This is a genomic window from Archangium sp. (assembly GCF_045802675.1).
Classification (GTDB): Bacteria; Myxococcota; Myxococcia; order Myxococcales; family Myxococcaceae; genus Archangium.
Map to the genome: position 1 here is coordinate 37,017 of NZ_JBJMQO010000094.1, position 22,231 is coordinate 59,247.

Annotated in this window: 20 protein-coding genes and 1 tRNA gene; 4 read left to right on the forward strand and 17 right to left on the reverse strand. The window is 69.6% G+C overall.

Translation table 11 applies throughout. The annotated features are described in order from the left end of the window. Positions 1-69: 69 nt before the first annotated feature. The 9 genes from ACJ8AN_RS27505 to ACJ8AN_RS27545 form a co-directional block, all read right to left on the reverse strand. Positions 70-3,675 (reverse strand): ABC transporter permease/M1 family aminopeptidase, encoded by a 3,606-nt coding sequence (locus ACJ8AN_RS27505; protein ID WP_407758501.1) that lies wholly within the window; start codon positions 3,673-3,675, stop codon positions 70-72. After that, entirely contained in the window at positions 3,675-4,586 is a 912-nt protein-coding gene (locus ACJ8AN_RS27510) for an ABC transporter ATP-binding protein (protein WP_407758458.1), read from the reverse strand. Before ACJ8AN_RS27510 ends, ACJ8AN_RS27505 begins: the two co-directional genes overlap by 1 nt. Before the next feature lie 86 nt (positions 4,587-4,672). Next, the gene (locus tag ACJ8AN_RS27515; protein ID WP_407758459.1) at positions 4,673-5,578 is read right to left on the reverse strand and encodes a hypothetical protein; all 906 of its coding nucleotides are present in this window, start codon (positions 5,576-5,578) and stop codon (positions 4,673-4,675) included. Continuing rightward, the gene (locus tag ACJ8AN_RS27520) at positions 5,575-6,495 is read right to left on the reverse strand and encodes an ABC transporter ATP-binding protein (protein WP_407758460.1); all 921 of its coding nucleotides are present in this window, start codon (positions 6,493-6,495) and stop codon (positions 5,575-5,577) included. The genes ACJ8AN_RS27515 and ACJ8AN_RS27520 overlap by 4 nt, the downstream gene beginning before the upstream one ends. After that, complete coding sequence (locus ACJ8AN_RS27525) at positions 6,492-6,908, reverse strand: GntR family transcriptional regulator (protein WP_407758461.1); 417 nt, start codon at positions 6,906-6,908, stop codon at positions 6,492-6,494. Before ACJ8AN_RS27525 ends, ACJ8AN_RS27520 begins: the two co-directional genes overlap by 4 nt. A gap of 109 nt (positions 6,909-7,017) precedes the next feature. Next, positions 7,018-7,698: a Coq4 family protein gene (locus tag ACJ8AN_RS27530; protein ID WP_407758462.1), complete on the reverse strand. Its 681-nt coding sequence runs from the start codon at positions 7,696-7,698 to the stop codon at positions 7,018-7,020. A gap of 67 nt (positions 7,699-7,765) precedes the next feature. Next, positions 7,766-8,572 (reverse strand): SDR family NAD(P)-dependent oxidoreductase, encoded by an 807-nt coding sequence (locus tag ACJ8AN_RS27535; protein WP_407758463.1) that lies wholly within the window; start codon positions 8,570-8,572, stop codon positions 7,766-7,768. 24 nt (positions 8,573-8,596) lie between these two features. Then, positions 8,597-10,240: a gluconolaconase gene (locus ACJ8AN_RS27540; protein WP_407758464.1), complete on the reverse strand. Its 1,644-nt coding sequence runs from the start codon at positions 10,238-10,240 to the stop codon at positions 8,597-8,599. After that, complete coding sequence (locus tag ACJ8AN_RS27545) at positions 10,237-12,045, reverse strand: flavin-containing monooxygenase (protein WP_407758465.1); 1,809 nt, start codon at positions 12,043-12,045, stop codon at positions 10,237-10,239. The genes ACJ8AN_RS27540 and ACJ8AN_RS27545 overlap by 4 nt, the downstream gene beginning before the upstream one ends. A gap of 129 nt (positions 12,046-12,174) precedes the next feature. On the opposite strand from ACJ8AN_RS27545, the gene ACJ8AN_RS27550 reads away from it, so the two are divergent. After that, positions 12,175-12,759, forward strand: a complete 585-nt coding sequence (locus ACJ8AN_RS27550) for a TetR family transcriptional regulator (RefSeq protein WP_407758466.1) — start codon at positions 12,175-12,177, stop codon at positions 12,757-12,759. A 179-nt stretch (positions 12,760-12,938) separates the two neighbouring features. Here ACJ8AN_RS27550 and ACJ8AN_RS27555 read toward each other — a convergent pair whose 3' ends face one another. After that, the gene (locus ACJ8AN_RS27555; RefSeq protein ID WP_407758467.1) at positions 12,939-13,736 is read right to left on the reverse strand and encodes a TIGR04222 domain-containing membrane protein; all 798 of its coding nucleotides are present in this window, start codon (positions 13,734-13,736) and stop codon (positions 12,939-12,941) included. A 62-nt stretch (positions 13,737-13,798) separates the two neighbouring features. Then, positions 13,799-14,089 carry a hypothetical protein gene (locus ACJ8AN_RS27560; protein WP_407758468.1) on the reverse strand — a complete coding sequence of 97 codons (291 nt, stop codon included), beginning with the start codon at positions 14,087-14,089 and terminating at the stop codon, positions 13,799-13,801. 56 nt (positions 14,090-14,145) lie between these two features. Between ACJ8AN_RS27560 and ACJ8AN_RS27565 the strand changes: the two genes are divergently transcribed. Next, entirely contained in the window at positions 14,146-14,490 is a 345-nt protein-coding gene (locus ACJ8AN_RS27565) for a tyrosine-type recombinase/integrase (protein ID WP_407758502.1), read from the forward strand. On the opposite strand, the gene ACJ8AN_RS27570 is transcribed toward ACJ8AN_RS27565, so the two are convergent. Then, a tRNA-Pro gene (locus ACJ8AN_RS27570) sits at positions 14,469-14,545 on the reverse strand. The two genes, ACJ8AN_RS27565 and ACJ8AN_RS27570, sit on opposite strands and share 22 nt — an antisense overlap. A 252-nt stretch (positions 14,546-14,797) precedes the next feature. On the opposite strand from ACJ8AN_RS27570, the gene ACJ8AN_RS27575 reads away from it, so the two are divergent. Continuing rightward, positions 14,798-15,181: a two-component system response regulator gene (locus ACJ8AN_RS27575; RefSeq protein WP_407758469.1), complete on the forward strand. Its 384-nt coding sequence runs from the start codon at positions 14,798-14,800 to the stop codon at positions 15,179-15,181. 9 nt (positions 15,182-15,190) lie between these two features. Here the strand turns inward: ACJ8AN_RS27575 and rpe are convergent, their stop codons facing one another. Beyond that, the gene (gene rpe / locus ACJ8AN_RS27580; protein ID WP_407758470.1) at positions 15,191-15,844 is read right to left on the reverse strand and encodes a ribulose-phosphate 3-epimerase; all 654 of its coding nucleotides are present in this window, start codon (positions 15,842-15,844) and stop codon (positions 15,191-15,193) included. 187 nt (positions 15,845-16,031) lie between these two features. Between rpe and ACJ8AN_RS27585 the strand changes: the two genes are divergently transcribed. After that, on the forward strand, positions 16,032-17,549 hold the full coding sequence (locus tag ACJ8AN_RS27585; RefSeq protein WP_407758471.1) for an HD domain-containing phosphohydrolase: 1,518 nt from the start codon (positions 16,032-16,034) through the stop codon (positions 17,547-17,549). 83 nt (positions 17,550-17,632) lie between these two features. Here ACJ8AN_RS27585 and pyk read toward each other — a convergent pair whose 3' ends face one another. From pyk to ACJ8AN_RS27605, 4 genes are all read right to left on the reverse strand, one after another. Beyond that, a complete protein-coding gene (gene pyk / locus ACJ8AN_RS27590; protein ID WP_407758472.1) occupies positions 17,633-19,063 on the reverse strand; it encodes a pyruvate kinase in 1,431 nt (476 codons plus the stop codon). A gap of 104 nt (positions 19,064-19,167) precedes the next feature. Further along, complete coding sequence (locus ACJ8AN_RS27595; protein WP_407758473.1) at positions 19,168-20,058, reverse strand: hypothetical protein; 891 nt, start codon at positions 20,056-20,058, stop codon at positions 19,168-19,170. 75 nt (positions 20,059-20,133) lie between these two features. Beyond that, positions 20,134-20,691, reverse strand: a complete 558-nt coding sequence (locus ACJ8AN_RS27600; protein WP_407758474.1) for a YkgJ family cysteine cluster protein — start codon at positions 20,689-20,691, stop codon at positions 20,134-20,136. A 14-nt stretch (positions 20,692-20,705) separates the two neighbouring features. Continuing rightward, positions 20,706-22,181 (reverse strand): NFACT RNA binding domain-containing protein, encoded by a 1,476-nt coding sequence (locus ACJ8AN_RS27605; RefSeq protein WP_407758475.1) that lies wholly within the window; start codon positions 22,179-22,181, stop codon positions 20,706-20,708. Positions 22,182-22,231 lie beyond the last annotated feature (50 nt).

Sequence of the window (22,231 nt, forward strand, 5' to 3'; positions counted from 1 at the left end):
CCGGACCCAGGCGAAGCTGGAGCCGGCCCTCGGACCACCTCGGCAGGCGGGTGAACTTCCGTTATGGATTCACCGGCAGCGGCCAGAGCCTCGGTGAGTAGACGCCCTTGACGGAGGCGTGACCGTCGCGAGGTTGTCCTCCGCCTTCACGTCGATCAGGAGGATGCGCGGATCGATCCCCGCCCGGGCCGGCTCCCCCGGCACACTGACGGTGATGCGCTGTTCTCCGGAGCGGATGCGGTGCATGCGCAGATACAGCGGCTTGCCAGGCGCTCCGTCCTCCGAGCCCGCGAAGACGCCGACTTCGACGAGGTCGTCCATGGGAACCTCGGTCGCGACGCCCTCGGTGTCGACCACCACCTTGCGCGCCCGCACCTCGAGCGTCACGCGCCAGGTGCCTGCTTCGGCCGGCTCGGCCGTGGCCTGCTTCGCCTCGAGATCCCAGAAGGTGTTGGCCTCGAAGAGGTCATGGAGCAGGGAGCCAAGCGCGTCGGGCGTGACCGCCCGCAGTTCCCGGTACAGGTCGAGCGAGGTCGGCAGCGGAGGTGCTCCCGAGCCGTGCTTCTCGAGCAGGCGCCGCAGGGCGGTGTTCACGCGCTCCTCGCCGACGTACTCGCGCAACGCGTACATCGCGAACGGGCCCTTGCGGTAGGCGAGGAAACGGTCGGTGGCCCGGAGCAGCGGGACGTCGGCGCGCGCGCGCGGGGTGAGGTACGACTCGCGCATCACCCCCAGGAGCCGCCGCAGGTGCTCGGCCCCGTAGGTCTTCTCCACGACGGCCATCGCGGAGTACCACGCCAGACTCTCGGTGAGCACCGGTGCGCCCTCAACGGGGGCGGGGGTGACCTGGTTCCCCCACCACTGGTGCGCTACCTCGTGTGCCACGATCGCGAAGGGGAAATCGAGTCCCCGCACATCTGCCTCCGGGTGGAAGAGCGGGAACCCCTCCTCGTACGAGATGTTCACGGGAGAGGCGTGCAGCGTATTGCCATCGCCCGGGTGCTCGACGAGCCGGAGCTGCTTGTGCGGGTACGGACCGAACTGCCCGGTGTAGTAGTCCAGCGAGGCCTGGACGCTTCGGACCATGCGGTCCAGGTTCCAGGTGTGGTCCGGGTGGTGGAAGATCTGGATCGCGACATCGTTCCACCGCCCGTCATGCACCGCATAGTCGGCGGAGAAGAGGGCGTAGTCATTTCGGATCGGGGCGTCGGCCACGTAGTGGAAGTAGTGGCGCCCGTTTTCCGTCCACGTCCGGCGCAATGAGCCGGGCGCGACGGCGACCTGTCCCTCGTTCGTGCCCACGACCGCTTCGAACGCCATCCGCGTACCGTTCACATCCTGGCGCGCCTCGACATCGGACAGCGAGCGGAACGCGGGGCGCGGCTCGAGTCCATGTGCTCTCCGCTCCCCTTCCCCGCGGAGCTCGCGTTCCGACTGGTAGCCGATGGCGGGCAGCCACTCCCGGGGCGGGAAGGAGGTACCGTTCTCGGCCACGGACGCATCGATCCCCTGGTTCGAGAAGCCCCGCGGTTGGAAGCGCACCTCGAAGCTGAGTTGCAGCGACTCGCCCGGCTGGAGCGGCTCTTTCAACGCGTAGAGCCGATGGCCGAGCTCCTCGTCCGCGAACTGGAGCGTGGCTGGCCGGCTGAAGCGGACCGCTCCCGTCTCCACTTCCGAGGCCGTGGCCAGGTGGATGGAGTCGATCGCCACCGCGCTCCTGTTCACGAGCTCGTAGGTGCCGCGGATCTCCACTGCCCGTCGCGCGGGATATATCTCCACGTGCAGCCGCGTTCCCGTGAGCAACGGTTGCGCCACCCCGGCGTAGCGTCCGTAGCGCCGCTCGTACCCGGCGCGCCGCTCCGCCAGGTCCGAGGCGGAGTGGTACGCGTTCAGCACGTTCGTGTTGTAGAGGATGAAGCCGCCCACGGTGAGGATGAGCCCCACCGCCACCGCGACGGCCCCGGCCACGGGACGCGTCACGTGGCGGCGCGCCAGCTGGAGCCGCGACCCGAGGCCGCGTTCCCCGCCGCGAACCCAGAGCAGCCTCGCCGCCAGCGCGAGCAGCAACGCCCACGCCCCCCAGTAGAGCTTGAACCAGAGCCATGGCCCAAGGGCCGGTCCGAAGCCGCGCATGTCCGAGTACGCCCAGCCGGGATCGGCCCCGTAGATGAGCAGGTGGTGCTCGAGCCCGAGCGCTGACGCGCAGGTCATGCACCCATAAGCGAGGAGCACGATCATGTGGCCGACGTACTTGTGGTTCACCAGCACGTGCACGACGAGCGCCAGCACGGCGAAGAGGAGGGAGTCAGCGAGCTGAAGCCCGAAGAGAATCCGCCCGTACAGGCCGATCTCGAAGACGTAGTAGTCCAGGCGCACCTGGATGAGCAGGGCCGCCGCCATCAGCAGCGCCTGCGCCGCGACGAGCATCAGGCCAAGCCCCAACAACTTGCCGAGAAAGGGGACCCAGTCCGGCACCGGCGTCGCGTCGGCGATCCCATCCAGGCGGGCGTCCCGTTCCCGCCACACCAGCTCGCCCGCGTAGAAGACGGTGAGCAGCGGGATGACCTGCCAGAGGAGGTCCAGGGAGTGGACCAGGAGCGCCGTCAGTTGCCCGGTCGTGGGGAACAGCGGAACGCCCAGGTATTCCATCAGCTCGGGCCCGGACAGCACCAGGAGCACGGACATGGCTCCGAGGGCGAGCCCGCCCCAGCCCGTCATGATTCGCCGGAAGGACTCCCCCGCGATGGCGAGCGTCTGGCGCGCGTGGGTCGCGAAGCCGAACGTCCGGGGGACTCGTGGAACGGTGATGGAGGCGCCTGGCGAAAGCGGGTCCGCGTCCCGCCGTCGCACCCCGCGGCCTGACCGAGCACCGGCGATGGGGTGGATGAAGCGAAAGCGCAGGTACGTGAGCACGAGCACGCCCAGGGCGATGCCGAGCCACAGCAGCCGATTCCAGAGGAGCGAGCCCTCCAGGCCGATCAGGAGCGTGCTCTTCTCGAGAGGCGTCCAGGACTTCGACAGCACACTCATCACCGTGAGCCCGAGCGGATCCATCAGCGTCGCCAGCTCCCACCGCCCCAGCGCTCCCGCCACGAACTGCCAGCTGACCAGGGACGTGAGGAAGAGCAGGACGCCGCCGACGTAGCTCGCCATTTCCCGCCGGCTGAGCGCCGCCATCGAGAACAGGAGCGCCGTGGCGACGAAGGCATTCGGCAGCGCGAGGAAGAGGTAGGCCCCCAGGTACGCGGCCGGACGGAACGGCCCGAGGAGCTCGGGCTCCAGGCCCGGTGAGAGCAAGGCGAGAAGCAGGCCGGCCGGCACGGCAAAGAGGATCAGCGCGTGGAGGGCGAAGGCGGCGAGGAATCGTCCCCCCAGGTAGCCCGCCTGACTGACCCGCGTGGTGTAGACGAGCGGATGCATCCGCGTCCGCACGTCGCGCGCCGCCGCATCTCCGGCCAGCGCCGCGGCCACCAGCAGCCCCATGAGACTGCCCAGGACCGTGACGGCCGCGATGACGAACGGCGCGTTGAAGTAGAAGCCACCGTTGCGAGCGTTGGCGACGTAGCCTTCCGTTGCTACCTGGAAGGTGAGCCCCAGCAGGACCACGAAATAGAGCCAGGTCGAGACGCGGCGCAGCTGGTAACCCAGTTCGAAGCGGAAGAGGTTCCAGAGCATCACGAGGCCAGCTCCCGCCCCAGCCGGGCCCCCTGGACTCCGTGATGGCCCGCCATGACGCTGAAGTAGACGTCTTCCAGGTCCGGCTCCACCGCCTCGAACTCCGGCCCCGGCTGCCCCTCGCCGTAGACGTGCACGACGGTGCGCCCCGCCACCAGTCTGGTCGAGATCACCGCGTGCTCCCGCTCGACCCTCTCCAGGTCCGTGCGTGGGAGGCTCCTGCGCCAGATCCGCCCCCGTAGCGCGTCGATGGCACGCAAGGGCTCGGCCTCCAGCAGGATCTCTCCCCGGTTGATGATCGCCATCCGGCTGCACAGGTCCGCGACGTCCTCGACGATGTGCGTGGAGAGGATGACGACGCTCTTCTCCCCCACCCCGCTGAGCAGGTTCAGGAAGCGTACCCGCTCGGCCGGATCCAGACCGGCGGTGGGCTCGTCGACGATGATCAACCGCGGGTCCCCGAGCAGCGCGACGGCGACGCCGAAACGCTGCCGCATCCCGCCCGAGTAGCCCCCCAGCTTCTCCTTGCGCACCTCGTACAGGTTCGTCTGGTGCAGGAGCGCCTCCACGGTCTCCCTGCGCGCCCGCCGCCCGGTGATGCCCTTGAGCACCGCGAAGTGCTCCAGCAGCCGCTCCGCGGTCTCCTTCGGATAGACGCCGAACTCCTGAGGCAGGTAGCCCAGCGACTCGCGCACGCGCATCGGCTCACGCAGCACGTCGACGTCGCCCAGGTGGATCGTCCCCGCATCGGGCTCCTGTAGCGTGGCGAGCGTCCGCATCAGCGTCGACTTGCCCGCGCCGTTCGGGCCCAGCAGCCCGTACATCCCCGCGGGAATCGTCAGCGACACATCCTTCAGGGCATGCACCCCATTGGGGTACGTCTTCGAGAGGTTCTGAATCCGCAGGTCCATGGTGCACTCCGGGCAAAGAGGGGCCGCCACGGCGTCCTCCGGGGAGGCGCCGCGTGGAACGAGAGGTGGAGGGAAGAAGCCGGGGGCTAGGCCCGCCGGAGCTCCCTGTGTCGGGACGCCGCGGCCCACAGCGCCACCAGGCCGGCGCTCGTCCAGAGCAGTGTGGCCATCACCCACTGCCCGAGGTCCGGCAAGCCCCGCCAGACCCCCACCGTCTCACCGGTGGAGAGGAGCGCTTCCGTCTTCAGGGACTCGGTCCTCGCGGTGAGGAGCGCATCGAACCCGTAGGGTCCATAGAAGAGCGACTCCAGCACGCGCTGCGACACGGTGGCCACCCACTCCAGGTTCGCCGCCTCGGTGAAGGAGCCCACCAGGAGCGCGCCGAGCACGGTGCCGATGAGCCACCACAGCGGGTGGCGGAGCCCCAGCGCCAGGGCGCTCGCGAGCAGGTACGTCGCGGTCGCCGCGGTGAAGGGGACCAACCAGAGCACGGGCCGCGGCGTCCAACCGACGGTCGCCAGGGCCGCCGGGTCGAGCGTGCCTGGAGCCGGGAGGTCGTAGGACGGCAACAGGCGAAGCGTCTCCTGCCCCAGGACGTTGCCCCCGGAGAGCAAGGTGACCCCGAGCATCCAGAGCACGAACAGCGCGACGGCCGCCATCAGCCACACCCACCCGGCGAAGACCTTGGCGAGCGCGTGCTGGCGGCGGTCCACCGGCAGCGTCCAGAGAAAGCCCGCGCCGAAGCGCTCCTCCCCCTTCCAGACGCCGATGGGGAGCAACAGGCCCGCCATTCCCGGCAACATCGAGAGCTCGGGACGGAAGTCGAACCCCTCGCCCGAGCTCCACACCGCGGCCACGACGTGCAGCGTCGCCAGCCCCACCAACGCCGTCGCGGCGAGGGCCGGCACGCGCAGGGCGAGTCCCACGGCGCGAATCTGCTCCCGCAGGACATCGCGCGGACGCGGTATCGGATGCAGCGTTGGCTCCATCATCTCGAGACCTCCTCGGGGAGAAAGGCGAGGGCCGCGTCCTCCAGCCCCAGCGGCGTCACCTCGCGCACGTGGGCCCCGGCGAGGGCGAGGCGCTCGGTCACCTCCCGCTCCTCGCCCACCAGCGTCCACTGGAGCTCGCGGCCGGCACTGGAGCGCCGCAAGCCCACGGCCTGGAGCTCGGGTGGCGCCTGCCACCGCTCTGGCACCTCCATCCGGTAGCGCCGGACGGTGCGCTGGAGCTCGTCACATGGCAGCTGCGCGACCATCCGCCCGTCCCGCATCACGCCGACGTGGTCCGCCAGGCTCTCCACCTCGTGCAGGTGGTGCGTCGAGACGAGCACGGTGGTCGGCGTGTCCGCGAGGTGCTCGGCCAGCAGCGCCAGCGTGCGGTTGCGCACCACCGGGTCGAGTCCATCGGTCGGCTCGTCCAGGAGCAGGACACGAGGACGATGCGCGAGCGCCAGCACCCACTGCAGCCGCCGCGCCTCTCCCTTGGAGAGGGTTCCGACCTTCCGGTCCAACCGCAGGCCGAAGGCATGGCTCAGGTGCTCGGCATAGGCGGGCTCCCACGCCGGGTAGTAGGCCGACACGTGCTGGAGCAGGCGGCCGCACGTCATCCACCGGTAGCCGTGGCCGTGGTGCTCCGGGACGTAGCCCACCTGCGCGCGCACCTCGGCGCCGCGCCGGGCGGTGTCCAGCCCGAGCACCTCCGCGGTGCCAGCATCCGGCCGCTCCAGGTTCATCAGTACCTTGAACGTCGTGCTCTTTCCCGCACCGTTCGCGCCGACCAGGACGTACACCGCTCCGTCGGGAACCCGGAGGTCGACGCGATCGAGCGCCGTCTCGTCCCGGTAGCGCTTGGACAGCCCGTACGTGGCCACCGCCCAGGTGCCGGCCGTTGAATCCGCGTGGGTCATTTCTCATCTCCCTGCTTCGCGGCGGAGGCCGAGCCGGAGGACGCCTCCTCCTCCGCCACCTCCCGGATGCCCTTCACCAGCTCCTCCACCCCCAGCCCGTTGCGCCGGGCCTCGCGCAGCGCCTGCCTCGCCACTTCGCGGGCCAGGGCGCGGCGCTCACGGGCGCCCGGGTGGGCGGTGGGCGCCACGAACGAGCCCTGCCCCCGCTTCACGTAGATGACCCCTTCGCGCTCCAGCTCCTGGTACGCCTGCAACACCGTCCGCGGATTCACCACCAGCTGCGACGCGAGCTCCCGCACCGAGGGCAGCGGATCCTCCGGCCGCAACGTGCCGACCACGATCGCCCGCCGCACCTCGTCCACGATCTGGAGGTAGAGCGGCCGCGCGTCGCGCGGGTTCAGGCTCATCAGCATGGAGCCCCCGGTGTTGCGGTGTTGTACACAGGTGCAACACTGCACCAGGACAAGTCCCCGCGCAAGAGGGCCTCGTCAGGCGTCAGGCCTGGACGTGCTCACCCGGCTCTCAACAGGGGGCGACCAGCTGCGCGCGCAGCGTGGCCACGGGGGTCTCCCAGTGGTGCTCGAACCGGAAGCCGAGGAACTGCTGGGACGCGCGGCCCCGGCGGTACGCGGCCCGCAGCCGCCGCAGGTACGCGGACAGCGCGACGCCGGACTGCCGGTCCTTGAGTTGTCCGAGCGTGCCGAACAGCAGGATGAGCACCGCGGTCCGGATCCCCAGGTTGCCCAGGGCGTACGCCTGCAGCTCCATCTCGCCCACCACGTCCGTGCCGTAGCCCGTCAGCACGTGCAACAGATCATGCGTCTCGCGGTAGCGCTTGCCGATGAAGTCGACGTCGTTCTTGAGCTCGAGCGTCGTCGTGAAGGGGAAGATCTTGTTGTCGCGGAAGTAGCGCGCGACCCCATGGCCGAGCGTTCCCTCGGGCAGGCGCTCGAGGGCGTCCAGGTCCAGCTCCTTGCCCTGCAGGGAAGGGCGCTCGGAGAGCAGGCGGCGACCCTCCTCGCTGCGCTGGAGCTGCTGGACGAGCGACGCGTAGACGTTGAGGTCCAGGCAGATGTTGAGCAGCTGGCCGCAGGTGGGATTCGCCGGGTCGTGCTCGAGCACCTTCAGGGCCTGGATCGCCACGCGCAGGCGGGTGAACAGGGAGGCGTTGTCGGGCAGGGACAGGGTCGGGGCGTCGCTCATGGGGGGTCGGCTCACAGGAGGGGGGTGGGGGTTGGCGAAGGGTGCGGAGCCACGGCGCTGGCCGACCCTACTCCGGCAACAAGGCTTTCATCTGACCGTAGATGAACCGCGCCGCGCGCTGGGGATTCAGTCTGTAGAGAGCGTCCATGAGTCTGGCGTCGGTTCCCACCAGGACGCGGGAGCGGTTGTGCTCGATGCCGTCGAGGATGAGCTGCGCGGCCCTGGCGGGCGCCAGCATCTTGACCGGCGCCTCTCCGCCCTTCACTTGAAAGCTATCGGCCACACCCGAGTTCGCCGCGATGTTCGTGCCAATCGCTCCCGGGAAGACCACCGTGACCCGCACGTTCGTCCCCAGGAGCTCCGAGGCCAGGCCTTCCGTCAGGAGCTTCACGGCCGCCTTGGAGGCCCCGTAGAGGGTCTGTCCCGGCACGGGCAGGAAGCCTCCCATGCTGGAGATGTTCGTGATGTGCGCCTCGGGGCGTGCGAGCAGGTGCGGCAGGAACGCCTTGGTCATGTAGAGCGTTCCGAACAGGTTGACGTTCATCACCCGGTCGATCGCCGCGTAATCGAGGTCCTTCAACCGGACGAAGGGTTGGATGACGCCCGCGTTGTTGATGATGCCGTCGACAGCTCCGAAGCGGGAGCTGACCTGGCCCGGGAGCGCCTCCACCAGGGCCCGATCCGTGATGTTCATGGGATAGGTGGCCAGCTTGTCCCGGTGTCTCCCCGCCAGCGCGAGGGTCTCTTCGAGGGCAGACGTGTCGAGGTCCACGGCGGCGACGCTCGCGCCCTTCGACAGCAGCGCCAGGACCAGCTCCCTGCCCATGCCATTTCCGCCGCCGGTCACGACGACGACCTTGTTCTGGACCTTCATTGCGGTGCTCTCCTCTGCTCCCGCTCAGGGCGCGGGGACGAACCGGTAGAGGGCGCTCTCGACATCGGAGGACAGGTAGATGGTCCCCGAGCCGCCCACGGCGACCCCCGTGGGGAGGTAGCCCGGCGGCAGGCCCTCGCTCTCGGGCAGACCGATGCGCAAACCGCTCGCGAGCGCGGTGGTGCGTCCCGTGGCCGGCTCGATGCGCACCAGCCGCTTGCGGCCCACCTCGGCGACGATCAATCCCCCGTCGGGATGCCGGGCGATGCCCTCCGGGGCCTTCAACCCCCTGGCCACCGTGCGCCGGGCTCCATCCGACAGGCGCACCCGGGTCACCCGTCCCGAGCGCACCTCGGTGACGTACACCCCCGGCTCCTCCGCCTCCGTGTCGGCCACGAGTCCCACGGGTCCCTCCAGACCCTCGGTCAGCACCGTGGTCCCCGCGGGCTCGGCGGCATCCACCCGGACGAGCCTGCCCGTGGTGGCCTCGGCGACGAGCAGCGTGCCATCGGGGAGCTCGAGCGCACCCTGGACGCCATTCGTATTGGGAATCGTCCGCAGGAGCTCTCCGGAGGCACGCTCCAGGACCTGCACGTTGCCCAGGTAGGCACTGCTCAGCACCACGTGCTTCGCGCCCAGACTCACATTCATCGGGAAGTTCATCCGGGAGGAGAGGACCCGGGTCGTCTGGGAGATCTTCCCATCACGTCCGCCCACTCGGCGAAGGGCATACACATCCGCCACGTACAGCTGCTCGTCCGGATCATCCGGAGCGACGGCGAGACCGGAGGGCACACTCAAACGCGCCTCGACGATGGGCCGGATGGAGCCATCGGCGGGATTGATCACGCGGATGTCGCTGTCGACCATGTTGGACACGTACACCTGGTCATCGGGGCCGACCGCCAGGTTGTCGAGCCCGGTGGGCAGCTTCGCGACGATCTCCTTCTCTCCCGAGGGCAACCGGACGCGGACCAGCTCGCCCCGCACGGCGTCGACCACGTAGAGGTGCTCGTGGCGCGCGTCGAAGTTGACGGCGACCGGCATCGCGAAGCCCTCGGCCACGACCTCGAGGGTGCCCGTATCCACGTTGATACGGGCAATCTGCCCCTTGCGCAGGAGCGGGCCGTACAACTTGTCGTCCGTGCCGAACTCGAAGCCGTTGAGGAAGCCGAGCCCGGAGAGGAGCTGTCGAGGAGGCTTCTTCCCGCTCGGATCCACCTCCCACAGCGCATCGCCCCGGCCGAGCTGGGTGACGTAGAACCTGCCGTCGCGGCGGAAGGCCAGCGAGTTGAGGCCCGGCAGCTCCTTGGCGATGACGCGCGTCTTTCCATCCGGGGTGCGCCGCATCAGCCGGCCGGAGAAGTAACCCGTCCAGTAGAGGGAGCCATCCGGGCCCAGGGTGACGTCATCCGCGCCGCCCAGTGGAGGCCCCACCAGGGTGCTCACCGCACCCGTGCGCAAGTCGACGGACTGGACCGACTGGCCGAGCAGATTGCTGGCCAGCAGGTGCCCCTTGCCATCGAGGGCCAGTCCATGGACGCCTTGGAAGGGAGAGCCAGCCACCACCACCTCCTGGCGGTAGGCGGGGGGTGGGGCGGAGAGAGCCTGGCCGCTCACCATCAGCAGCCCGGCCGCCAGGGTCCTGGAGAGGAATCGCGGCATCATGGGTTGCTCCCGCCCCGGGTGAGCTCCAGGCCCGAGAGCTCATCGGACTCGCGCCAGTTCCGCAGGATGTCGATGAAGGCGAGCGTGCCGCCCGCGTAACCGGCGCTGCGCATCGCACTCGGGGGAGGCCGGACACCCTCGTTGTTTATGTAGCCGGGCGTGCATTCCGCACCGCCGAAGACGTGGCCCTTCTGGAGGCTGCCGAGGATCATCCCCCACCACTGCTCCTGCGCCTGCTCCGTCGGTTCGATCGTCTCGAGGCCCCGCTTCAGGCAACGCTCGACGATATAGGCGGCGTGTTGCGCCTGCTCGCCGAGGATGTGGACGAAGTTGATCGCCCAACTGCTCTGGATGAGGCTGATCATCAGGAGGTTCGGATAGCCGCGGCTGGTCATGCCGTGGAGCGTGGCCGGGCCGTCGGCCCAGCTGTCGCGCAAGGACCTGCCGCCGCGCCCGCGAATGTCGAAGCCCAGCTTGCGGGTGTATTCGCTCGAGACCTCGAAGCCCGAGGCGTAGACGAGGCAGTCGACCTCGTATTCCTTGCCCTTCACCACCACGCCCCTGGGAGTAATCCGCTCCACGCCCTTGCCATCGGTATCCACGAGCTGGACGTTGGGGCGGTTGAACGTGTCCAGGTATTCGTCGTGGAAGCAGGGCCGCTTGCACAGGGGATCGTAGTAGGGCTTGAGCGCCTCGGCCGTCACCGGATCCTTGACGATGGTGGCCACCCGCGCGCGGATCTCCTCCATCTTGCGGAAGTTGGCCAGCTGGTGGAGCTCGGCCGCTTTTTCGGGGGTCCCGGCACGGCGGCTCTCGGTGGCATCGAAGAGAGCGGTCCACCCGTCCCGCACCAGGTCGACCTCCTGCTCGAGACCGGAGACGAGCGCGGTGAAGTTACGGATGCGCTCCTCCTGCCAGCCGGGCTCGAGCGTCTTCACCCAGGCCTCGTCGGTGGGCTGGTTGGCCCGCACACCGACGCCCGAGGGCGTGCGCTGGAAGACGTACAACTGCCTGGCCGAAGCACCGAGTTGGGGGACCACCTGGACCGCGGTCGCGCCCGTGCCGATGATGCCCACGCGCTTGTCGGCCAGCCGGGTCATGCCGCCCTTGGGGCCGCCGCCGGTATAGGCATGGTCCCACCGGCTCGTATGGAAGCTGTGGCCCTTGAAGGTCTCGATGCCCGGGATGCCGGGCAGCTTCGCCTTGTGCATGATGCCACCGGCGATGATCACGAACCGCGCCGCGAGCGTGTCGCCCCGGCTGGTCGTGACGCTCCAGCGCCGGGCCCCCTCGTCCCAGTCCATCGTCTCGACCTGGGTCTGGAACAGCGCCGCCTTGTAGAGGTCGAAGTGCCGGCCGATCCGCTGGCAGTGGGCGAAGATCTCCGGCGCCTTGGCGTACTTCTCCGTCGGGATGTAGCCGGTCTCCTCGAGCAGCGGCAGGTAGATATAGGACTCCACGTCGCAGGCGGCGCCCGGATAGCGGTTCCAGTACCAGGTGCCACCGAAGTCGCCTCCCTTCTCGACGATGCGGAAGGAGTCCACCCCCGCCTGGCGCAGCCGCGCCGCCGCCAACAGGCCGCCAAAGCCACCGCCGACAATCAAGACGTCGATCTTCTCGGTCACCGCCGGACGGGTGAAGCCGGGCTCGACGTAGGGATCCCTGTCGAAATCCGCGTAGAGGCCGCTGAGGTCGCGGTACTGGGCGTTGCCGTCGGGACGCAGCCGCTTCTCGCGCTCGAGCCGATATTTCTCCTTCAGCGCTTCCGGAGAAAACGAGGCCTCACCCTTCTTCGTCCCAGTCATCCGCACACATCCTTTCGACCGACAGCCGCAGCGTATGTACACGGCCGTGTACATTCCAGTCGCACAAGTACACAGCCGTGTACATCCTGGACATAACCCAGGTGACGTTCTAGGTAAACACTCGTGTACATGTCCCGCCCTCCCGAGCCCAAGAAGGCGGCGCGCCAGCGCGACGCCGAGCGCACGCGCACCGCGATCCTCGACGCCGCGCAGACGCTGTTCTCGACGCGCGGCTTCACCAACACCGGGGTGCGGGAGGTGGCGGACCAGGCCGGGGTGAATTCCGCGCTCGTCGGCCGCTACTTCGGCTCGAAGGAGGGGCTGTTCCGGGCGACGTTGGAGCGGGTGATCGACATCACCCCCATCCTGCGCGAGGACCGGCGGCACCGCTTCGGGGTGGACATGGTGGCGGCCTTGTTCGACTCGCGGGACGCCTCGGGCCCGCTGGCGATGATGATCCTCTCGGCGGCCGACCCCGCGGCGCACGCGACGAGCGTCGAGTTCCTCCAGACGAAGGTGGTTGCACCGTTGGCCCGCTGGCTGGGCCCCCCGGACGGCGAGGGGCGAGCGGTGCGGCTCAACATCCTCTGGAGCGGCTTCCTCACCAGTTGGAAGCTGCTGCCCATCCAGTCGCTCACCGGGGCGCGCCTCGCTTCAACCCGCCGCTGGCTGGAGGCCGCGACCCAGGCGATCGTCGACGAAGACAGGGCCTGAGCCCGGCCCTGGCTGCGACGGTGGAGTCGACGAAGGAGCGCACGCCGCGATTGGATTGGGCGGGGCCACTAGGTACGGCGGCCGCCGCATGCCGCGCGGCACCGCCGCGCCGATGAACGTGAGCACGAGGAGCGGCACGTCCAGCAGGAGGAAGCGCGGGCCGCTCAAGTCCAGGGGATTCATGTCACGTCTCCAGGCCGTGTGTATTCCATGGCCAGGTAGCCCTGCAGCTCCTTGTCCTGGGGGAGCGCGGGGGCCCCGAGGAAGAGCACGGTCAAGACGAGGTTCCCGGGGCGCGGGGAGCTTGGGGCGCCCTGCGGACCCACCGGGACAGGCAGGGCCTCGTGCTGCGCGCGAAGGGCTTGGACGACCGCGTCTCCCCTCCGGCTGCGCCGGTACTGGCTGTTCACCCAGTGCGCACAGAAGATGACGATCAGCCCCAGGAACAGCAGGAGGAAGCCCAATGGCCTGTCCCGCGACAGCTCCCTCCCAGCCTTCACGAATCCCAGGCCCGCCACCGCGAACTGGGGGAGGTGGCCCAGGGTGTCCATTCGCTGGAGCGGCTTGGAGGCCATCAGCAGGCCGCGCTGGCGCAATGCGTCCTCCATCCGCGCGAGCTCCGGCTCCGCGGCCCGCAGCAGCCCTTTCCGGTCCGTCACCCCTTGGAGCACCGCGGCGTGAAAAGCCTTCTCGAGGGGGTGGGCGCTGGAGGCCAAGGGCCCGGCGCCGTGAAGAAGCCCGTCCTGAATGCGCAGCGCGCCAGATTGAACGAGCTGGACCACGGCCGAGACCAGCGTTTCCTTTCGGCCCATGAGCAGGGCTACCTGGTACGGCTCGAGGTCCAGGTGCTCGGGCGCCGGCGGGCCTCCTGGACGGCGCAGCCATTGGTACAGCGGGACCGAGGCGAGCATCGCCCCTGAGAGCAGCAGGACGTAGAAGCCGAGGAAGTCATCGCCGCTCCAAGCCAGGGGATTCATTTGGGGGCTCCTTGCCAGTCCCACCACGCGCTGACGCCAAGCCTATACGGAGACGGCCCCGCTCACTCCCCTCCGCAGCCGCCGCAGCCGCCCCCGCCGCAGGAGCTGCCCTGCTGGCTCTGACGGTCCCGGTGCAAGGACTCGTACACGTCCGCGAAATCGGAGCTGGCCAGCGCGGTGGCGCCGAAGAGGCCCACGGCGAGTGCGAGGGCGCTGGGACTCAGCAACTGCCGGGCCCCCTCGGAGGCCATGGCCAGCGCCGCATCGCCTCGCTGGGAGCGGCGCAGCAGGGAGTTCCACCGGAGCAGCCCTCCCAGGGCCAGCGCCCCCAGCAGCGTCAGCGGGAGGAGCACCGGCCAAAGGCCCTCGCTGCGGCATGAAGCCGTGACCACGGGCGCTCCCTCGCCCACTGCGCTTCCACGACCTGCGGCACACCACGGCCACCCTGCTGCTCAAGGCAGGCGTCCCGCTGGCCACCGTGCAGCGCATCCTCCGCCACTCGGACCCGGCCATCACCACGGAGGTGTACGGCCACCTCGACGTGGAGGACATGCGCAAAGGCCTCGACCGGCTCGACTTCGCAGCGCCCGAGCCAGCCCCAGCCGAGTCATCCCAGGAGCCGCCGGAGGTGAACCCCCGTCGCTTGCCGCTGGTTTGCCGCTGGCCTCTGGGTCCCGGAAAGACGAAGGGCGCGGACCCGAGGATTTCTCCAAGGATTCCGCGCCCTTCTGATGGTCGGGGAGACAGGATTTGAACCTGCGACCCCTTGGTCCCGAACCAAGTGCTCTACCAGGCTGAGCCACTCCCCGATACCGCTATGTCCTTCGCCGGAACTGCTCTCGGGCCGTCGAAGTGGGCGGGGATGTACCCGACCCGCCCGGCCTAGTCAACGCCCGTGGATCAGCTTTTCATTCCTCCCCTCTTCCCGGGGTTCCCCAGGACCCGGGGGGCTCCGTTGACCCGGCCCCCGCGCTCGTAACCCCTCCAATTTGCGGGGGGCAACCCTCAGGAACACTGCTTGCTTGGCTCCGTGCCGTACAGCTCAGCCACCGCGGGGTCCCATGCTCTCTCCGGTCGTCCTCATCTCCGATGACGAGCCGCTCGTCGTCTCCGCCCTCGCCCGGGAAGCCCGCCGTTCGGGGCTCTCCTCGGTGGCGGATACCACGTCCCAGCACGTGCTCGACCTGGCCCGCAAGCACCGGCCCGCCGTCATCATCCTCGACATCCACCAGCGCCTGGACGGGAGGGACTTGCTCGCGCGGCTCAAGCAGGACCCCGAGACGCGCGCGTGCAAGGTCATCATCCTCAGTGGCGTGGAGGACCAGTACACCCGCCACGTGTGCTTCGAGCTCGGCGCCGAGGCCTACGAGGTGAAGCCCTTCGACCACACCTTCATGACGCGGGTGGCGCGCATGGCGGGCGTGCCGGCGCCCCCCGCGGTTTGACGCGCTCCCTCAGGGGCGCAGCGAGCGGATGGCGGCGGCGTAGTCCTTCGAGCTGAACACGTACGAGCCCGCCACCAGCACGTTCGCCCCGGCGCCCACCACCTGCCGCGCCGTCTCGGCGTTGATGCCGCCGTCCACCTCGAGGTCCGTGGACAGCCCGCGCGCGTCGAGCATGGCGCGCAGCCGGCGCACCTTGTCCACCGTCTGGGGGATGAAGCCCTGTCCCCCGAAGCCGGGGTTCACGCTCATCAGCAGCACCATGTCCACGTCCCCCAGCACCTCCTCCACCGACGAGAGGGGCGTGGCCGGGTTGAGCACCACCGCCGGCTTCGCCCCCGCGTGGCGGATCTGCTGAATCACCCGGTGCAGGTGCGTGCACGCCTCCACGTGCACCGTGAGGATGTCCGCCCCCGCCTTCACGAAGGCCTCCACGTACTTCTCGGGCTCGACAATCATGAGGTGGACGTCCAGGGGCCGGGTGGCGGCCTTCTTGATGGCCTGCACCACCACCGGCCCCATCGTGATGTTGGGCACGAAGCGCCCGTCCATCACGTCCACGTGGATCCAATCCGCCCCGGCGGCCTCCACCGCCCGGACTTCCTCGGCCAGACGGCCGAAATCAGAGGACAGGAGCGAGGGGGACACGAGCACGCGGCGGTTCATGGGCGCTACATAGCCACTTCCGCCCCCGGGTGGTACCCGCTCGGTGGGGGGGCGGGCGACCTGAAATGTCCTGTGGTTCGGGGCAGGCGGCCAGGGGGCGAACCTCCCGGAGGGGCGGGCCGCGCTTTTCCCGTGCTAAGAAGATTCCTCCCAGGCCGTGCGCCGTCCTCCTTTGGAGCCATTCCCGGTGCTTCCACAGACCCAGCCGCCCGACCCATCCGATCTCACCCGGCGCCTCAAGAAGCTCACGTCCATCCTGGACGTCACCAAGGCCATGAGCGCCGAGCGCGATCTGGACCTGCTGCTGCCCCTCATCCTCTACGAGGCCAGCAAGGTGGTGGAGGCGGACCGGTGCTCGCTCTTCGTGCTCGACCGCGAGCGCAATGAGCTGTGGAGCAAGGTGGCCCAGGGCTCCAAGAGCGAAATCCGTCTGCCCGTGGGCAGCGGCATCGCCGGCCAGGTGGCCCAGACGGGCGAGGTCATCAACCTCCCGGACGCCTACGCCGACGAGCGCTTCAACCGCACCTTCGACAACCTCAGCGGCTACCGCACCCAGAGCGTGCTCTGCGTGCCCATGCGCGACGCCAACGGCGAGGTCACCGGCGTCATCCAGGCCCTCAACAAGCTGAGTGGGCAGCCCTTCGACTCCGAGGACGAGGAGCTGTTGCTCGCCCTGGGCGCCCAGGCCGCCGGCGCCATCGAGAACGCGCTGCTGCACGAGGACATCAACCGCCTCTTCGAGGGCTTCGTCTCCGCCTCGGTGGTGGCCATCGAATCCAGAGACCCCACCACCGCCGGACATTCGGGCCGGGTGGCGGACCTCACCGTGGCCATGGCCCGCGCGCTCGAGCACGTGCACACCGGGCCCTACGCCCACACGCGCTTCAGCCTCACCGAGCTGCAGGAACTGCGCTACGCCTCGCTGCTGCACGACTTCGGCAAGGTGGGCGTGCGCGAGCCGGTGCTCGTCAAGGCCGAGAAGCTCTACCCCCATGAGCTCGAGGTGCTGCGCGCCCGCTTCCAGCTGGCCCGCAAGGATCTCCAGTTGCAGAGCTACCGCCGCCGGCTCGCCGCCGCGAAGCTGCGCGGCACCCACCACCTGGCGGAGATCGACGCCGAGGAGGACGAGCGGCTCGCCCAGGAGCTCAAGCGGTTGGACGAGGTGCTCGAGTTCCTCCTCACCTGCAACCGGCCCACGGTGCTCGCCCAGGGCAACTTCGAGCGGCTGCACGAGCTGCGCGCCCTGCGCTTCGAGGACGCCTTCGGACAGGAGCAGTCCCTGCTGCTCGAGCGGGAAATCAAATCGCTCTCCATCGCCAAGGGCACCCTCTCCGTGGAGGAGCGCCGGGAGATCGAGAGCCACGTGGAGCACACGTACCGCTTCCTGTCGCAGATTCCGTGGACGCGCACCCTGCGGCGCGTGCCTGAAATCGCCTACGCGCACCACGAGAAGCTCGACGGCACCGGCTACCCGCGCGCCGTTCCGGACGGGGGCATCCCCACCCAGTCCCGGATGATGTCCATCGCGGACATCTACGACGCGCTCACCGCCAGCGACCGGCCCTACAAGAAGGCCGTGCCGCACCAGCTGGCGCTCGACATCCTCAAGCGCGAGGCGCAGAGCGGCCAGCTGGACATCCAGCTGTTCCACATCTTCGTCGAGGCGGAGATTCCCAAGCGGGCCCTGACGGACTTCCGCGGGTAACGCGCGGGGGGGACACGCGGCTCCAACCTGGGAGCCGCGTACCCTCACCCCGGCCCTCTCCCGAAGAGAGAGGGAAGGTGGGCTCAGCTGCCGATGATGTGCAGCCGCAGGCTGTTGATCTTCCCGGGCTGACCCACGGGCGCGCCGTAGACGATGACCACGCGGTCTCCCTTGCGCGCCAGACCCCGCGTCACGAGCTCCTCTTCCACCCGGCGCACCATCGCCTCGGTGTCCTGGATGGGCTCGAGCACGCGCGGCACCACGCCCCACAAGAGCGCCAGCCGGCGGCGCACTTCCTGGTTGGGGCTGAAGGCCACGATGGGCACCGGCGGCCGGTAGTGCGCCAGCAGCCGCGCCGTCACACCCGAGAGCGTGAAGGCCGCGATGAGCGACGCCCCCGCCTGCTTCGCCGCGTAGCACGCGCTCGCCGCGATGACGTCCGGGAAGTGCGAGGGCAGCCCCACCGGCGACTCCGTGGGCATCGTCAGCCCCTGCGCCCGGATGGTCGACTCGGCCGCCAGCACGATGCGCTCCATCATCTGCACCGACTCGATGGGGAACTTGCCGCTGGCCGTCTCGCCCGAGAGCATCACCGCGTCCGCGCCGTCAAAGACGGCGTTGGCCACGTCGCTGGCCTCGGCGCGCGTGGGCCGCGGGTTATCAATCATCGAGTTGAGCATCTGCGTGGCCACGATGACCGGCAGGCCCCGCATGTTGCACCGGCGGACAATGTCCTTCTGCACCGAGGGCACCTCCTCGGGCGGAATCTCCACGCCGAGGTCTCCTCGCGCCACCATCACGCCGTCCGTCTTGTCCAGGATGGCGTCCAGGCGGGCGATCGCCTCGGGCTTCTCCAGCTTGGCGATGATGGGCACCGTGCGGCCCACCTCCGCCATGGCCGCACGCGCCATGTCCAGGTCCGACGGCTGGCGCACGAAGGACAGGGCGATGAAGTCCACGCCCGCCTTGATGCCGAACACCAGGTCCTCCCGGTCCTTGGGCGTGAGCGCATCCGCGCGCACCGCCACTCCCGGCAGGTTGATGCCCTTGTTGTTCTTCAGCGTGCCGCCGTGGATGACCTCGGTGCGGATGAGCTGCTTCTTGTCGGTCTCGATGACCTTCAGCTCCAAGAGGCCGTCGTCCAGGAGGATGCGGTCTCCCGGGTTCACGTCCGCCGCCAGGAGCGGGTACGTGGTGGACACGATCTCATCCGTGCCCTTCACGCTCTCGTCCGTGGTGATGCGGAACTCTCCACCGGGCTTGAGCTCCGTGCTGCCGGTGATGAAGCGGCCGGTGCGGATCTTGGGACCCTGGAGATCTCCCAGGATACCAACCGCCTTGCGGACCTTGAGTGAGGCCGCTCGGAGCTTGGCGATGTTCTCGGCATGTTGCTCGTGGCTGCCGTGAGAGAAGTTGAGCCGGGCCACGTCCATTCCGGCTTCGATCAAGGCCTCCAGCATTTCCTGGCTCTGGCTGGCCGGTCCAAGGGTGCAGACAATCTTCGCGCGTCGCATATGGGCAAAACAGGATTGGGTCGGGCCATGCGCAGGGTCAAGCAGCGTCCGCACACGGCCTTCGATTGGTAAATTGGTAAAGCAGCGAGCAGGGGCTCGCGGGCTCAACCCCGCAACAGCAGGTTCAGGTTCTCCCGCTCCCAACGCAGTGCGGCAGCGTAGAGGGGGAAGGCCTTCTCCCGGTCGCGGAACGCCCGCGGGTGGTGCACCCGGCGGCCCGTCCCATTCGAGCTGGGGAAGAGCTGGTGGAGCATCTCGTGGAAGACGATGAACTCCACGAAGTACGAGGGCACTTCCGCCCTATCCAACGCGGGGTGGATGCGGATTTCGCGCGTCTGATGGTCGTAGACCCCCAGACGGATGGACTTGCGCCGCCGCCGGGGAGGCATGCGGCCCCAGCCAATGCGCGCCTGGATGCCCTCCTGGAAGTAGGTGCGGTTGAGCGCATCGAACATCGCCTGGAGGTCGAAGTAGCGGCCGCGCGGCTCGAGGTCCGCCTCAGCGGCGTGGCGCTCCTGGCGGATGCGCGGCTGCTGGCCCCGGATGTAGTCGTCCAACAGCCCGCCAGCCAGGCGGTTGCCCCGGCCCGCGTAGTCGGCCACCGCGCGCACCACCGGCTCCGGCGCGTCGAGGAACATATGGTGCAGCCGCAACTGCAACGCGTTGGCGCTGCGCCGGAAGGACACCATGGTGGAGCGGTTGTCCGTCACCGCCAGCCGCACCGGCAGCCGCAGCTCCGCCGAGAGCCGGAAGGCGAGGGCCTCGGCCCGGGCCCACAGCTCCTCCCGGGTGGCCTCCGACGGGTGGGACTGCGAGGCCCTCGAGGCCTCCTCGTGGAAGTTCTCCGCGAGCGGCACCAGCTCTTCCTCGCGGAGGGCGGTGGCCAGACGGTGGGAGGACTCCGCCGCGCGGTTGCGCGCGGGCAGGGCCGCGGCGCCCTCACGAAGGGGAGGACGCGGGAACAAGTGCATCTGGTGGGGCGGGAGCGACGACACGCGGGGGGCATCGTACCCAGCGGCCTCCGGGACTCAAGGCCGGCGGCACTCGCCCGCCTGCCCACCGTCTGCCCGTCAACCCCGCCCGTGTGCGCGCGCTTCCTCCGCCAGCTGCTCACCGAGCGACTCTATTGTCTCTCGTGTCGTGCGAAAGGCCGCCAGCACCTCGTCCATGCTGGTGGACTCCTCCACCGCGAGGCAGGCATCGCCGCCCGCTCGGGCCTCGTCCAGGTCACCGTAGCGCCCCATCTGCACGCTCCAGCTCCCGTCGGGCCAGCGCTCGAAGGGATAGAGCCGGCAGGCCACCGGGCGCACGTCTCCGGGCAGGCCACACCCGCGGCCCTTCTCGTGGAAGACGCAAGCGCCCGCGCGAATGGCCAGCGTCAACCGCACCGGCGCCCGGCGGAAGTAGCCGCGATACAGAGGCCGGCGCGCCTCGTACCCCGCCGTCTCCTCCTCGGTGAGGTACTCCTCGACGACGAAGCGCCTCGGCGAGAGGCCCGTGTGCTCGGCGATGCGCTCCACGTCCGAGCGCGTGAGGGTGGCGAGCCGCTCGTCCTCCTTCACCTCGCAGCACGAGGCGCCCAGCACCACCGGACAGCGGGCGCAGACGGGGCCCATGGGAGGGCTCATCGCCGGCTTCACGCTCATGGAAGCGGAGGCGTGTCGCCCCCGCCTCCGCGCGTCTTCTGCAACCGCTCCAACCGCTCCGGCTCCATGCGCACCACCAGCGTCTTCTCCCGGGTGTACTGCACCTGGCCGTGCGCCCCACCCTTCACCTTCTTCACGAACTGCACCGGCACCCAGCTCACCTCGCCGCGCGGCTCGCCCTTGGCCCCCGAGTGGTGCAGCGCCAGGTGCGCCGCATCCAATAGCACCTCCTGCGACACCTCCACGCCCTTGGCCAGGGGCACCACCACATGGCTGCCCGGCAGCCCCCTCGCGTGCAGCCACAGGTGGTAGGGGCGCGCCACCTTGAAGGTGAGCGTGTCGTTGTCCTCGCCGCCCTTGCCCACCCAGATGCGCTGGCCCCCGGACCCCACGTACTCCTTGAAGGGCCGGGCCTCGGGCGGTCCCTCCTCCGCGGCGCCCTGCTGCAGCACCTCCGCCTGCGCCAGCAGCGAGTCCTCGTCCAGCGACTCGAGCTGCTTCAGCGCCTCCTCCGCGTGCGCCACCTCGCGCGCCAGCTCCGCCTCGCGCTGCCGCGCGTGCTCCACCCCCCTCATCAGCCGCCGGTACTGGTGGAAGTGCCAGTCCGCCTCCTCCTTCGGCGTCCGCTTCGGGTCCAACTTCACCTGCACCTCCTCCATCCCCGACTCGGTGTACGCGGTGAGCGTCACCTCGGTGGCCCCGCGCTTGAGCCGGTACATGTTCTGGGTGAGCAGCTCGCCCAACTGCCGGTGCTTCTCGGCGTCCGGGCCTCGAGACGCCTCCGTGCGTACCTTCTCCAGCGTGCGCCCCGAGCGCTTGAGCCGGGCCCGGTACGGCAGCGACAGCCGGCGGCGGATGGCCTCGGCACGGCTCGCCTTGTCCTTGGGCCCCAGCAGCCGCTCCGCCTCCTCGGCGTAGGGCGCGAAGTCCAGCGGGTACACCGGGTCGGTGGTGAAGCGCGACGGAGCGGCCTTCGCGCGGGCGAGCGCCTCGGGGGACAGCGGCTCCGGCGGCGTCCACTGCGCTCCCGGGTGCAGCGCGCGACGCTGCGCCAGGCCCTCGCCCGAGAGCATCAGCACCCGCCCCGAGTCCGTCAGCAGCACCAGCCCGCCCGGCGAGCCCAGCTCCAGCACCAGCCGCCGCCGGCTCTCCTCGCTCTGGAAATCGAGCGTCACCACGCGCTCGGCCTCCGCCCACGAGGCGGCGATCAGCTTGAGGCCCACCAGCTCCTGCCGCAGCCAGCGCTGGAAGGGGGCCGGCTCTCCCGGCGTGGGGAAGCGATCAGCCGCCACCGACACGCGGGCGAGCTCGCCCTCGGCGCACAGGCACAGGAGGACGGAGCGCCCGGGCACCCGCAGCTCCAGGTAGGCCAGGCGCGGCAGCGGACACCACGCCTTCTGCACCACCGCGCCGCCCAGCCGCGTGGACACCTCCGCCACCACACACTCCAACTCCGAGGCACGCAGTGACACCCGAGTCCTCCTGGCTCCGGAAACGAGAACGGCCCGGCGGGAAACCCGCC